General features: G+C 71.7%; 10 protein-coding genes. 2 read left to right on the top strand and 8 right to left on the bottom strand.

Annotated features, from left to right (window positions below; all coding sequences use genetic code 11):
* The first annotated feature begins 59 nt into the window (after positions 1–59).
* The gene (locus BM085_RS14360) at positions 60–1985 is read left to right on the top strand and encodes a dynamin family protein (RefSeq protein ID WP_093887496.1); all 1926 of its coding nucleotides are present in this window, start codon (positions 60–62) and stop codon (positions 1983–1985) included.
* A 176-nt stretch (positions 1986–2161) separates the two neighbouring features.
* Here the strand turns inward: BM085_RS14360 and BM085_RS14355 are convergent, their stop codons facing one another.
* The 3 genes from BM085_RS14355 to BM085_RS14345 all read right to left on the bottom strand — a co-directional run bounded on the left by BM085_RS14355 (position 2162) and on the right by BM085_RS14345 (position 6731).
* Positions 2162–4573 (bottom strand): Hsp70 family protein, encoded by a 2412-nt coding sequence (locus BM085_RS14355; protein ID WP_093887495.1) that lies wholly within the window; start codon positions 4571–4573, stop codon positions 2162–2164.
* Positions 4574–4829: 256 nt separating this feature from the next.
* Positions 4830–5786: a hypothetical protein gene (locus BM085_RS14350; protein WP_093887494.1), complete on the bottom strand. Its 957-nt coding sequence runs from the start codon at positions 5784–5786 to the stop codon at positions 4830–4832.
* 39 nt (positions 5787–5825) lie between these two features.
* A complete protein-coding gene (locus BM085_RS14345; RefSeq protein WP_093887493.1) occupies positions 5826–6731 on the bottom strand; it encodes a S66 peptidase family protein in 906 nt (301 codons plus the stop codon).
* A 72-nt stretch (positions 6732–6803) separates the two neighbouring features.
* On the opposite strand from BM085_RS14345, the gene BM085_RS14340 reads away from it, so the two are divergent.
* Positions 6804–7685 carry a sulfotransferase family protein gene (locus tag BM085_RS14340; protein ID WP_093887492.1) on the top strand — a complete coding sequence of 294 codons (882 nt, stop codon included), beginning with the start codon at positions 6804–6806 and terminating at the stop codon, positions 7683–7685.
* 10 nt (positions 7686–7695) lie between these two features.
* On the opposite strand, the gene BM085_RS14335 is transcribed toward BM085_RS14340, so the two are convergent.
* From BM085_RS14335 to BM085_RS14315, 5 genes are all read right to left on the bottom strand, one after another.
* On the bottom strand, positions 7696–9570 hold the full coding sequence (locus tag BM085_RS14335) for an ABC transporter ATP-binding protein (protein ID WP_093887491.1): 1875 nt from the start codon (positions 9568–9570) through the stop codon (positions 7696–7698).
* Between the two features lie 51 nt (positions 9571–9621).
* Positions 9622–10431, bottom strand: a complete 810-nt coding sequence (locus BM085_RS14330; protein ID WP_093887490.1) for an enoyl-CoA hydratase/isomerase family protein — start codon at positions 10429–10431, stop codon at positions 9622–9624.
* Positions 10432–10562: 131 nt separating this feature from the next.
* Positions 10563–10778 carry a helix-turn-helix domain-containing protein gene (locus BM085_RS14325; protein ID WP_012892441.1) on the bottom strand — a complete coding sequence of 72 codons (216 nt, stop codon included), beginning with the start codon at positions 10776–10778 and terminating at the stop codon, positions 10563–10565.
* A gap of 114 nt (positions 10779–10892) precedes the next feature.
* Positions 10893–12491 carry an ABC-F family ATP-binding cassette domain-containing protein gene (locus BM085_RS14320; protein WP_031161665.1) on the bottom strand — a complete coding sequence of 533 codons (1599 nt, stop codon included), beginning with the start codon at positions 12489–12491 and terminating at the stop codon, positions 10893–10895.
* Between the two features lie 174 nt (positions 12492–12665).
* Positions 12666–13322 carry an acVLRF1 family peptidyl-tRNA hydrolase gene (locus BM085_RS14315; protein ID WP_093887489.1) on the bottom strand — a complete coding sequence of 219 codons (657 nt, stop codon included), beginning with the start codon at positions 13320–13322 and terminating at the stop codon, positions 12666–12668.
* Positions 13323–13329 lie beyond the last annotated feature (7 nt).

The following is a 13329-nucleotide window of genomic DNA, read 5'->3' as shown; positions in this document are numbered from 1 at the left end:
ACGACAGCGCCACCGGCGCCTTCCCCCTTCCCCCGCCCGACAGGAAAGACGACGACATCATGACGACTCCCGGCCCGAACGGCCCTGTGGCCCGGCTGCTCCGCTACGCCAACGAGGTTCACGCGCTGGCCGGCCGGTGCGGCAGGGAGGACCTGGCGAAGGTGCTCGCCGCGTGCGCGGGCCGCTGGAAGGACGAGTGCACCGACATCGTGGTCGCCGGGGCGCAGAAGCGCGGCAAGAGCCGCCTGCTGAACACGCTGGTAGGCCACCCCGACCTGCTCCCGGTCGACGCCGACGTCGCCACCAACTGCTTCCTGTCCCTGCGTCGCGGCCCCGCGCTGACCGCCGTCGTGCACCGCAGCACCGACAGCGGGCCGGTCCAGACCCCGATCACCGTCGAGTCGATCCCCGACTACGCCTCGATGCGCGGCGACGCCGGCAAGCGCCGTGACGTCGTCAGCGTGGACGTCACCCTCGACACCCCCCTGCTCGCCGGCCTGCGGCTGCTCGACACCCCCGGGGTGGACAGCCTGACCGTGGGGCACCGGCAGGTCACCGTCGCCATGCTCCAGCGGGCCGACGCGCTGCTGTTCACGCTCAGCGCGCAGGACCAGCCGGTGCTCCGGCACGAGCTGGAGTTCCTCGCCGAGGCCGCCGAGCGGGTTCAGGCGATCGTGTTCGTGCTGACCAAGGTTGAGGACTCAGCCAACTGGCAGAGCCTGCAGGAGGAGAACAAGGCCCGGCTGAGGACCTTCGTGACCCAGGCCGTCGCGGAGAACCCGGCCAGGGCGGCGACGCTGTGCCCACTGCTGGAGGCGCCCTGGATCCCGGTGAGCTCCAAGCTCGCCGAGGCCGCCGAGGCCAGACGGCGGGAGGGCCGCCAGGAGCGCGCGGACACGCTGCGCGCGCGTAGCGGCATGGACGTGCTGGAACGGCACCTGCGCGGCTTCGCCGAGGGCAGGGACTCGGCCCGGGGCGCCACCGTGGTCGCCGCCGCGCTGTCGGTGCTGGACGCGCTGACAGCCGGGGCCCAGGACGACGTCGCCGCGGGCTCGGACGACGAGGGCGACGTGACCGCCCGGCTCGCCGAGGTGGAGACCGAGCTGACGGGGCTCGCCGAGCTGGCCGGCCGCCGCAGGGCGGGCGCGGTGGCCAACACCTTCCTCGGGCGCGAGGTGGCGGGGATCGTGGCGGCGCGGGTGGCCGAGATCCGCCAGCCGTACGAGAACGCGATCGCCACGCTGAAGACCCAGGCCCAGCTCGACAAATACATGGCGGAGCTGCCGGAGAGCGTCCAGCGCTCGCTGGAGGCCGTCTGGTCGCAGATCGTCTACGACGTGGAGAACCTGGCGAAGGGCACCCTGAACGCCTTCGCCCGCGATCTCGGCCTCGATCCGGTGGAGCTCGCCGCCGACGGCCGGGCCATGCCCAGCCTGACGCAGGTCCAGGTCAAGGGGGATCTGGCGGCCGACGACCCGGGCCATGTGGACCTGGTCCGGGACGTGCTGCCCGCCTCATCGATGGGGTTGTCGTTCGGCGGCCTCGCCGCCGCCCTGCTCGGCCCGGTGGGCTTCATCCTGGTCGCCCCGGCCATCGGGGCGGCCATCTTCCTGGGACGGCGCTCCCTGGAGAAGGTGCAGCGCAGCCAGGCCGCGATCCGAGGGGCGCTCCGCGACCAGTTCGCGGTGGTCGCCCGGGAGATGACGCTCGACCTGGAGCGGATGGTGGCCACCTGGCGGGTCGGCGTCGAGCAGACGGCCGACGAGAGCCTCATGCGGCGGCGCAAGGAGCTGGAGGGCAGGCGCGCCGAGCTGAAGACCGCCTCCACCCGTTCGGCGGCCGACCGGCGCAGGGCGCGGCAGTCCGGTGAGGATCGGATCACCGCCATCGCCTCCCTCACCACGCGCGGACACGAGCTGCGCAAGGAGCTCGCGGCCGCGGTGGCCGCCCTGGGCGCCGCCCCTGCCGGGACCCCCGGGAACTGACACGCCCTCCCCCGGCGCCGCCTCTCGCCCGGGACAGGGGCCGCCGGAGCGGCACACGCCCCAGAGGCGCGGGCCGGTCGCGGCCGGAAACCGTCAGAGCGGCAGGGGCGCCAGCCGGTGGCGGCCGGAGACCGTCAGATGCACCAGAGGCGCCAGCCGGTGGCGGCCGGAGACCGTCAGAGCGGCAGGTGCACCAGGGTGGCGGGCCGGTCGCGGGTGGTCCCGGCCGCGTCCGCGGGACGGTGCAGGCAGAGCAGCCCCGTGGGGACCCGGGCGACCGGCTCGAACATCCCCGGGGTGCGATGCACCTCCCGCGCCCCGCCCGGAGTGACGTGCAGGAGCCTGCTGCGGCCCGCGTCCTGCATGGTCATCCACATCGAGTCGCCGTCGGCGACCAGTCTCGGGCGCTCCCAGCGGTGACGGGAGGTGAGATGGCCGGCCAGGGTCGCCGACTGCTTGCCCATCAGGAACTCCAGCGTGTGGGACCGCTGGTCGAAGATCCTGACCGACCAGCCCCGGGCGGGGCTCACCTGGTCGGCGCCGACCGCGTAGATCTGGTTGCCGGCGGGGAACCAGCGCAGGGCGCCGGCCGGGGGCCGCGGCATGACCAGCTTGGTCTGCCCGTCCGCGGTGTCCGCCTCGAGCCCCGCCGAGCTGGAGGTGAACCATCTGCCGTTGTGCAGGACCACCTGGTGGAGCCAGCTCCGCCCCGGCTCCCGCACCGTGGGGCGCACGGTGCCGCCGGGATCGACCAGGCACAGCACCTGCCACGGCCTGAAGTCCTGGTGCCGGTTCTGAAATATCGGCTTGTTGCTGCTGAACTGCCCGAGGACCACCGTGCAGCCCGGCGCGCCCACGGAGGGGGACGGCTCGGTGCCGCTGGGCCCCTCCTGGTCGAGCAGGCGGCGCAGCCGGTTGTCCTCGTTCACAAACCACCGGGCATACGGGCCCAGGTCGCGGGCCGGGGGTGCCTGGAAGAAGAACCCACCACCCAGGTCGAGCTCGATCATCGCCAGGTGCCCGGTCTCCCCCCAGGGCAGGCCCACCGTGGTGTCGACCGCGACGGTCTGCCGGGGCTGGAAGAAGACCCACGCCGTACGGCCGTGGGCGATCACGGTGGGGTCGCCCCACATCTGCAGCGGATGGGTGGCGCGGATGGCCAGCTCGGAGCTGAGCGTGCGGACCAGCACCTGTGCCGGCCCGACCTGCTCCACCGCCACGACGCCCTCACGCGACGCCGCCCACTCCACCAGCCGGCCGAACCCGAGCTCGCGGTCGTGGCGGCCCTCGATCCCGTCGAGCCTGCGCAGGAGGTGACCGCTGTCGAAAGCCTGGTGGACGAAGACCCGGCCCGCCTCCGCACGCGCCTCCAGCACGCCGTCCAGCACCTTCTCGATCCCCTTGACCGTGGGACCGCCGGCGGGGGCGCCCTCCCCACCGGGGACGACCGCCTGACCTCCGGTGGGCCCGCCCGGCATCGGGCCGGCGCTCCGGGCGGGGTCGCGATGCTCGACCTTGAGCTTCCAGGCGAGCTGCGCGGCACCGTAGGCGACGACGATCTTCGGGTCGTCGTAGGTCCGCACCCGGTCTCCGAGGCGCTCGCGCACGACCTTCTGGACCAGCGGCATCCGGCTGGCCCCACCGGTCATGAACACCGCGCCCAGCTCCTCCTCCCGGATCCCGGAGCCACGGATCGTCTCGTCCAGGATGTCGACCGTCCTGACGATCTCCCCTCCGATCAGATCCTCCAGGTCGGTCCTGCTGATGTGCACGTCCTCGTTGATGCCGACCACGTAGTGGGAGGAGGTGTCGAACTTCGACAGCGACTCCTTCGCCTCCCTGGCCATCTTGAGCAGGTCGGCGGCGTAGCTCACGTAGCGCCGCTCCGGGCTCGTGGTCACCTGCTGCCACCATTCGGGGTCGAGGCGCTCGATCTGGGCGCCGAGGAAGGCGAACACCTGCTCGTCGAACCCCTCACCGCCGATCTCGTCGCTGCCGCCCGGCTCCCCCAGGACGCTGAAGTCGCCGCCGTCCACGCTGAGCACGGCGGCGTCGAACGTGCCGCCGCCGAGGTCGTAGACGGCCAGGTGCGATCCGCCCGCCGCTCTCCCGGCGGAGGCGAAGTAGCGGGCCGAGGCCACGGGCTCGTCGATGAGCACGATCCGCACGCCGCGCACGACCTTCCTGGCCGCCGCCAGGAGCACGGCCTTGCGGTCCGCGCCCCAGGCCACCGGGTGGGTCAGCGCGACGCAGTCGGGCGCCGCACCGTCGAACCGCCGTTGCCCCTCGGTCACGAACAGCTCGAGCAGAGCCGCCATGGCGTCGGTCACGTCCACCGGGACCCCGCCGAGCAGCATCCGGCCGCGGCCGACGTAGCGCTTGGGGTTGCGCTCGACGCGTTCGGGGCTGACCGCGATCCCCCGCTGGGCGATCCGGCCGGCCACCAGAGTTCCGTGCTCGTCGAGCATGACGGCGGAGGGAATGCGCCGTTCTCCCTCGACCTCCAGGACGTCGAAGCGTCCTTCGGCGGCTATCACCCCGGCGGAGAAGCTCGTCCCGAGATCGACACCGAGGCACCACTGCGCCATTTCCCCTCCTCGCAGATACGGACCCGATCATCTCGCATCCACAGACCACGGCGGGAGCGCGGGCGGGCACGCCGGGAACGGTCCAGGGACGCGCGAGAATCATCGGGGCCGGTGCGGAGCGGGCGGCCACGTTCCTACGGCCCGCGGTGATCCGTCACCACAGACCACGGTGGTCCGTCACCACAACCCGCGATAGTCCTTCACCACGACCCGCGGGAATCCGGTGATCTTCCCGGTGCCCCGCGGCGGCGTGCCGTCAGGTGTCGCCGGCCCCGCCCTCGGAGCGGACGGCCAGGGCGGCGAGGACCCGGGCGAACTCCGGCGGCGGGGCCACCACCAGCCGGGTCTGCCCTTCCTGGCTGACCAGGTCGGCCCGGATCAGGGTGAGGCGGCCGTCGTGCCACCAGTAGACCTGCGGGCTGAGCGCGCCGGCGCCCCGGTCGAACTCCCGCAGGGCCAGCAGCCGCAGCCGCTCGATCGCGCGGACCACACCGATGCCCTCGACCGCGTGGACGACCAGCGTGGCGGGGTCGGGCAGCACGACGAGCACGCCGTCGGCGGGAACGGCCAGGTAGTCGTCCAGGCGGCGCAGGTGGGCGGCGGCGCTCGCGGCGGGGCCGCTCAGCCGCCGGATCGCCACCCCGCCGAGGTCGGCCTCGGTGACCGAGAGCGGCTCGTCGACCTGGACGTTGCCGGCGGCCAGGTCCAGCGCCTGGGCGGCGGTGATCGGCCAGCAGCCGACCTCCTCCGGGCGGACCGGGCGTCCGGCGGCGCCGTGTCCGACGGTGAGCACCTCCACCAGGTCGGTGCTGAGGTGACGGCCGACCACCCGGGCCGTCCCCAGATCCTCGGAGAGCCGGATCCGGGTCCGCAGCAGCGGGCGGACCTGGGCCAGGTCACAGGCGTCGAACGGCTCGTCCACCGTCGCCAGGGCGTGGGACAGGTGCTCGGAGACGAGCATCGGCCAGTCCTCCCGCGAGCGCCGGCGCGCCTCCGCGTGCAGCCCGGTCAGCCGCACCACGATCCGGCGGGGGCCCGACAGCGTCAGCGTGCCTCCGTCGGGGGCGAAAGAGCAGGTGTATCCCAGAGATTCGGCGACCAGCGCGAGCAGGGAGTCGAGATCCACTTCTTCGACCGGACGCGACGGCCTCTCGGCCTGCCGGTCACGATGCCGGTTGGTCTGCCGGTCACGGTGCCGCCGGAACAGCCTCACGCATGCATCCCCTCTGCCGGTTTCCTCCTAGGTCCGCACCTAGACTGCCTCCACGGGGTCGATGATTGAGCCGGTCAGAGAGCACGATTCTGCATCAATAGCACCAAGTGCCCCTAGAAGCACACTGAACTGTGGTGATCCGTGCCCCACCGGCAGTCCGGCGATCACCGGCACCCCGAGCGGCGCGAGCCGCTCCTCCAGCGTCGGGTAGGGATCGCCGCAGCCCTCCCAGGAGCCCAGGACGAACCCGGCGGCGCCGTCCAGCGCCCCCGACCGCAGAAGCTGGGTGAGCATCCGGTCGATCCGGTAGGGCTGCTCGCCGACGTCCTCCAGCAGCACGATCCGCCCGCGCGCCCGCAGTCCGTACGGCGTGCCGCACAGCGCGGCCAGCAGACTGAGATTGCCGCCCGTGACCGGGGCGACGACATCGCCCGCGACGATCACCCGATCGCCGGTGATCGGCGGCGCGCCGCCGAACAGAGCCGCGCTGAAGTGCCCGAAGGAGCGGGGCTCCGGCCCGCCGGGGTCGCTGATCGTGGCGCAGGCGGGCATGGGCCCGAACCAGGAGGCGATGCCCAGCTCGACGGCGAACGCCCGGTGCAGCGCGGTGACGTCGCTGGAGCCGGCCAGCGTCTTGGGCCCGGCGGCCCGCAGCGCGTCCCAGTCGAGCAGGTCCAGGATCCGGGTGGCGCCGTAACCGCCCCGGGCGCAGATCACCGCGGCCACGGCGGGATCGCACCAGGCCTCCTGCAGGTCCGCGGCCCGGTCGGCGTCGGATCCGGCCAGATAGCGGTCCCGGTCGAGCGCGTGGGCCCCGGTGACGACCTTCAGGCCGAGTCCTTCGAGGACGCGGGCGCCGCGCGCCAGCCGTACCGGATCGGGAGGCCCGCACGGAGCCACCAGCGCCACCACGTCGCCGGCGCGCAACGGAGGCGGGACGATCATGCCTTCTGGCCGGGCTGCGATGGACGTGGCCGGTTCGTTCACCTCCCAAACGGTGCCACACTGGGCTCACATATGCGACCTCCGACCCACATCCTCGTGGTCAACGGGATCAAGGTCCGCCAGCCGGTGTTCGTGCTCTCCGCCCCTCACTCCGGCGCGGATCTGCTTGCCCGTGCCCTGAAGCGCTCCCCCGGCTTCCACGTCACGATGGGGCGTCCCTCGGTGGCCCATGTCGTGTACGCCTTCGCCCGGCGCCCGTCCATCGCCGGCCGGGGCATGGGCGCCACCCGCGTGCTCCGCGACGCCCTGGCCGAGGCCTGGCAGATCGTCCCGGGCGCGTGCCTCGACTGCCCGGCGGTGTGCCGGGAGGCGGGGGGCGTGACCGGGGAGGGTCCGTGCGCGGCGCCGGGCGCGGTGGCCCGGTTCGGCGACGCCAGCCCCGACCTGCTCTACAGCGCCTCGGTGCTGCTGCAGGCCTTCCCCGACGCCCGGTTCGTCCAGCTCATCAGGGACGGCCGCGACGTGGCCGCCGACATGCTGGCCGACCCGGCGACCCTGTCGTGGTTCAAGCCGGTCATGCTGAGCGACGAGACGGAGTTCCCCAACCCGTTCCTCGGCGTCAACTCCGCAGAGCACCGCGACCGCTGGAAGGCGATGCCCACGGCCGGCAAGTGCGCGCTGCGCTGGCGCAGCGCGGTCCGGCTGTCGGCCACCCTCCGCCAGGAGCTCCCCCGCGAGCAGCTGCTGACCCTGCGCTACGAGGACCTGGTCTCCTCCCCCGCCGAGACGGTGGAGGGGCTCTCGGCCTTCCTGGAGACGCGGGTCTCCAAGGTCGCCCTGTACGGCGGGAGCGCGCCGAAGGTGGGCGCCTGGCGCACCCGGCTGCGGGGCCAGGACGCCGAACTGGTGGAGAAGGTCGCGCGCGAGGAGCTCAGCCGCCTGGGCTACCAGTGACCGGCCGGGCTCACAGCTCCGAGCTGAACTGGGTGCGGTAGAGCTCGGCGTAGACCGCGCCCCTGGCGAGCAGCTCCTCGTGACGGCCCCGCTCCACGACGCGGCCGTCCTGGACCACCAGGATCTGGTCCGCCTCGCGGATCGTGGACAGCCGGTGGGCGATGACCAGCGAGGTCCGCCCGGCCAGCGCGATCTTGAGCGCCTGCTGGACCGCGGCCTCGGACTCGGAGTCCAGGTGCGCGGTGGCCTCGTCGAGCACGACCACCCGGGGCGCCTTGAGCAGCAGCCTCGCCAGGGCCAGGCGCTGCTTCTCACCACCCGACAGCCGGTAGCCCCGGTCGCCCACCACGGTCTGGAGCCCCTCGGGCAGTCCTTCGACCAGATCGGCGATCTGCGCGGCGCGCAGCGCCTCCCAGATCTCCTCCTCGGTGGCCCCGGGCCTGGCATAGGCGAGGTTGGCGCCGATGGTGTCGTGGAAGAGGTGAGCGTCCTGCATGACCACGCCCACGGTGTCGCGGATGGAGTCGAGGGTGGCCTCGCGCACGTCCAGGCCGTTGATCCGGACCGCGCCCTCGTCGGCGTCGTAGAGGCGGGAGACCAGGCTCGTGATGGTCGTCTTGCCCGCGCCGGAGGGGCCGACCAGCGCGATCATCTCTCCTGGCCGGGCGGTGAAGGTGATCCCGCGCAGCACCTCCTGGCTGGGACCGGTGTCGGGCCGGGCCACCGCCTCCAGGGAGGCCAGCGACACCTCCGAGGCCGCCGGATACCTGAACCGGACGGCGTCGAACTCGACGGAGGCCGGGCCGTCGGGGACGGCCCGCGCGCCGGGCCGCTCGGCGACCATCGGCTCGAGGTCGAGCACCTCGAAGACCCGGTCGAAGCTGACCAGCGCGGTCATCACGTCGACGTGCACGTTGGACAGGCTCGTCAGCGGGCCGTACAGGCGCATCAGGAGGGCGGTGAGGGCGACGAGGGTGCCGATCTCGAAGACGCCGCCGACGGCCAGCAGCCCGCCCCCGCCGTACACCAGGGCGGTCGCCAGCGCCGCGACCAGGCCGAGCGCGACCCGGAACACCGTCCCGTACATCCCGACCGTGACACCGACGTCCCTCACCCGCCCGGCCCTGCGCCCGAAGGCGGCGGCCTCCTCGTCCGGCCGGCCGTACAGCTTGGCCACCATCGCGCCGGCGACGTTGAAGCGCTCGGTCATCATGGAGCTCATCTCGGCGTCGAGCTCCATCTGCTCGCGGGTGAGCCCGGACATCTTCCGGCCGACCCACTTGGCGGGGAAGATGAAGATCGGCAGCAGCACGAGGGCGACGACCGTGATCTGCCAGGACAGCACCAGCATGGCGCCGAGCACCAGCACCAGCATGACCACGTTGGACACGACCGACGACAGCGTGCTGGTCAGCGCCCGCTGCGCGCCGATCACGTCGCTGTTCAGCCGGGAGACCAGGGCGCCGGTCTGGGTCCGCATGAAGAACGCCACGGGCATGCGCTGCACGTGGTCGAAGACCTCGGTGCGCAGGTTGTAGATCAGGCCCTCGCCGACCCGCGCCGAGAACCAGCGCTGGGCCAGGGTGAGCCCGGCGTCGGCCACCGCCAGGACCGCGATGACCACGGCGAGGGTGACCACGACCCCGGGCCGCTTGGGGATGATCCCGTTGTCGATGATCGCCTTCATCAGCAGCGGGTTGGCGATCACGATGCCCGAGCCGATCACGACCAGCGCGAGGAAGGCCGAGATGTGCCGTGAGAACGGCCGCGCGTAGCGGGCGATGCGCCTGACCGTGCCCGGCGTCAGACGCTCCTTGGTCACGGAGCTGTCACGCCGCAGCGAGCGCATCATCTGCGGGCCGAAGCCCCCACCCATCATCGCCATCTGGCCTCCTCTCCCGGTGCGAGCACCGGGAGAGGCACCTCCATTCCCCCGTCAGCTTCCGGCGAACAGCGACTTGATCCGCACGACCTGCTCACGCCGTTCGGCCGCGCACTGCTCCTCCAGCGTGCGCCCGGAGGCTCCCTGGAGCAGCCGCTTGGTCGCCGTCGCCGCGTCCCGGCCGGTGGCCAGCAGCGCGGCGGTCAGGTCGCGTACGGCCCCCTCAAGCTCCTGCGGCGCGACGACCAGCTCGGCCAGCCCGAGCCTGGCCGCCTCCTCCGCTCCCACGGTACGGGCCGTGAGGCAGATCTCGACGGCACGGGACAGCCCCACGAGGTCGACCAGCGGCTTGGTGCCGGTCAGGTCGGGGACCAGCCCGAGTGCGGGCTCCTTCATGCAGAGTTTGGCGTCGTCGGCGAGAACTCGCAGGTCACAGGCGAGCGCAAGCTGGAACCCGGCACCGATCGCGTGGCCCTGAACGGCCGCGACGGAGACGATGTCGGGACGTCGCAGCCACAGGAAACCCTGCTGGGCCTGCGCTATCCGCTGCTCGAAGGCCGAGCTGTCGAGTGCCGCCGAGGCCGCGAACGAGCCCTGACCGGGAACCCCCTCGGGGGTGAACATCCGCAGGTCGATGCCTGCCGAGAAGGACGGCCCCTCACCTCTGATCACGACGATTCTCACCTGCTGCGGCAGGGTGTCACCGATCTGAGCCAGCGCCGACCAGGTCGCGAACGTCTGAGCGTTCCTCTTCTCCGGCCGGTCCAGCGTGATCGTCGCGATCTCGCCGTCCACCTCGAAGCGCAGACCGACCTCCTCGAGGGAGATCTTCTCCGCACTCCCCCCGAACGCCACTTCCGCCATCACCCGTTCTCCCACCTGTCGTCTGCCGTCTCGCCCGAGCCTATCGGCACTCTAGAATGAGGTTCTACAGGCTCGAGCGGGACGTCTCAGCATGGGGACGAGCGGCTGCGGACGCGCGTTCCGAGGCGGGGTCAGCGCTTTGACTTACCTCGGGTGGCGCCGCCGCGCCCGCGCAGAGTCACACCGGACTCGCTCAGGATGCGGTGGATGAAGCCGTACGACCGGCCGGTCGAAGCGGCCAGCGCCCGGATGCTCTCACCGGCGCTGTAGCGCTTCTTTAGATCGGCGGCCAGTTTGTCGCGATCGGCCCCGGTTACCCGGGTGCCTTTCTTAAGAGTCTCGGCCACGAGTACCTCCTGTAGTGCCAGACTTCCGCAGCGTTACTCACGCCATGATCAGTCATTTCAGCGAGATCGGCTACCTACTCCATGGGAAAAGATCCGTACCCGCTCAAATTAAGATCAGGCAAGTGCCACAAGATCGGAAAATTCGTCGCTCCAAGCGTCTTCAACTCCGTCAGGCAGCAAGATCACCCTATCTGGTTGTAGAGCCTCGACAGCACCCTCATCGTGCGTGACGAGCACAATCGCCCCAGAATAGGACCTTAGTGCCGAAAGAACCTGCTCACGACTCGCCGGATCGAGGTTGTTGGTGGGCTCGTCGAGGAGCAGGACGTTGGCCGCCGACAGCACCAAAGTGGCCAGGGCCAGCCGGGTCTTCTCGCCTCCGGAGAGCACTCCGGCGGGTTTGTCCACGTCGTCGCCGGTGAACAGGAACGAGCCCAGGACCTTGCGGAGCTCGACGTCGGCGAGCATCCCCCCGGCCGAGCGCATGTTCTCCAGGACGGTCCGGTCCGGGTCGATCGTCTCGTGCTCCTGGGCGTAGTAGCCCAGTTTCAGGCCGTGGCCGGGCCTGACGGCGCCGGTGTCGGGCTGCTCGATGCCGCCCAGGATCCGCAGCAGGGTGGTCTTGCCCGCACCGTTCAGGCCCAGGATGACGACCCTGGTCCCCTTGTCCACGGCCGCGTCCACGTCGGTGAAGACCTCCAGCGAGCCGTAGGACTTCGACAGCCCCTGCGCGGCGATCGGGGTCCGCCCGCACGGCGCGGGCTCGGGGAAGCGCAGCTTGGCGACCTTGTCGCTGCGCCGCTCGACCTCCAGGCCGGAGAGCAGGCGCTCGGCGCGGCGCTGCATGTCCTGCGCCGCCTTGGCCTTGGTGGCCTTGGCCCGCATCTTGTCGGCCTGCGACATCAGCACAGAGGCCTGCTTCTCGGCGTTGGCGCGCTCGCGCCTCCTGCGCTTCTCGTCGGTCTCCCGCTGGGCCAGGTAGGTCTTCCAGCCGACGTTGTAGGTGTCGATCGTCGCGCGGTTGGCGTCCAGGTGCAGAACCCTGTTTACCGTCGCTTCAAGAAGCCCGACATCATGGCTAATAATGATCAAGCCGCCCTGATGCGATCGTAAAAAATCACGAAGCCACCCGATTGAGTCTGCATCGAGGTGGTTTGTCGGCTCGTCAAGCAGGAGAGTCTCCGCCCCGCTGAAGAGGATCCGGGCCAGTTCCACCCGCCGGCGCTGCCCTCCCGACAGGGTCTCCAGCGGCTGGCCCAGCACCCGGTCGGGCAGCCCGAGGCTGGAGGCGATCGAGGCCGCCTCCGACTCGGCGGCATATCCGCCCAGCACGTGCAGCCGGTCCTCCAGACGCCCGTAGGCGCGCACCGCGCGGTCCCTCCTGCGCTCGTCCTCGGAGGCCATGCCGAGCTCGGCCTCACGCAGCTCGCGCAGCACGTCGTCCAGCCCGCGCGCGGACAGGATCCGGTCGCGGGCGAGCACCTGCAGGTCGCCGGTGCGCGGGTCCTGCGGGAGATAGCCGACGGCGCCGGTGGTGGAGACGGTGCCCGCGGCGGGAGCCCCCTCACCCGCGAGCACCCTGGTCAGGGTGGTCTTGCCCGCCCCGTTACGGCCGACGAGCCCGATCTTGTCACCGGGGTTCACCCGGAACGACGCGCCCTCGATGAGCAGCCGGGCCCCGGCGCGCAGTTCGATGTCAGAAGCTACGATCATGGTTGGAGAACACTCCCAGACTGGAAATAAACCGGCTCACCTCGCTGTGGCCGAACCCGCCGCGCCCTGTCTCCTCCGGCTCTCGGTTCGGCTGTCTCGCCTCATCAGGGCGGCGTCAATCGGAAGTGCGCATACCGATCAGTGTACGGCGCACACATGGCCGCTTCTGCATGATTATTCGGGGTCGATCACCTTGATGCGGACCGCTCTGAACTGAGCGGGGGTGTCCCGGAGCACGACCAGCCGGGGATCGGGGACCGTCAGGAAGGGCCCGGTCTCCAGCGCGAAGATCGCGGCGATCCTGCGGTCGGGCCGCAGAGCGTCCACAGCGCGCCGGTCACCGCCCAAGATCACCGCCTCCAGCTCGGCCACGTGCGGGCCGAGGACCCGCAACGCGACCTCGGCCGCCGCGTCATGCGCCTGGCCGGCCTGATTCTCCCTGCGCCGGGCGAAGCGCTGCTGGGACCAGCCGCCCGCCGCGCTGCGGCCGTGGACCAGCCGCGACCCCACCTTGGAGGAGACGAGCTCGTCACCCTGGAAGATCCCGGCCGCGTGACCGCCGAGCCGTACCAGCAGCACGCCGATCCGGCGCTCCGTGCGCGCGTGGGTGATGAGGCGCGCCAGCGGCCCGCCGCCGGCGGAGGTCAGCGGAGGGAACGGCACCTGGCATTCGGCCACCGCGCCGTCGGCGCCCCGCAGCCGCACGACCCCGTCGGCGACCGTCACGTCTAGCGGGCCGTGCCGCTCGACGAAGCCGTCCACCCAGCGGCCGAGGCGCTCGGGGCCGACCGAGACCCAGCGCCCCCCTCCTTTGGCAGGTCGTGACGTCATGGGACGG

This window comes from Streptosporangium canum, assembly GCF_900113865.1.
In the GTDB taxonomy this organism is placed as follows: Bacteria; Actinomycetota; Actinomycetes; order Streptosporangiales; family Streptosporangiaceae; genus Streptosporangium; species Streptosporangium canum.
This window is presented reverse-complemented; position numbering and strand designations above follow the sequence as displayed.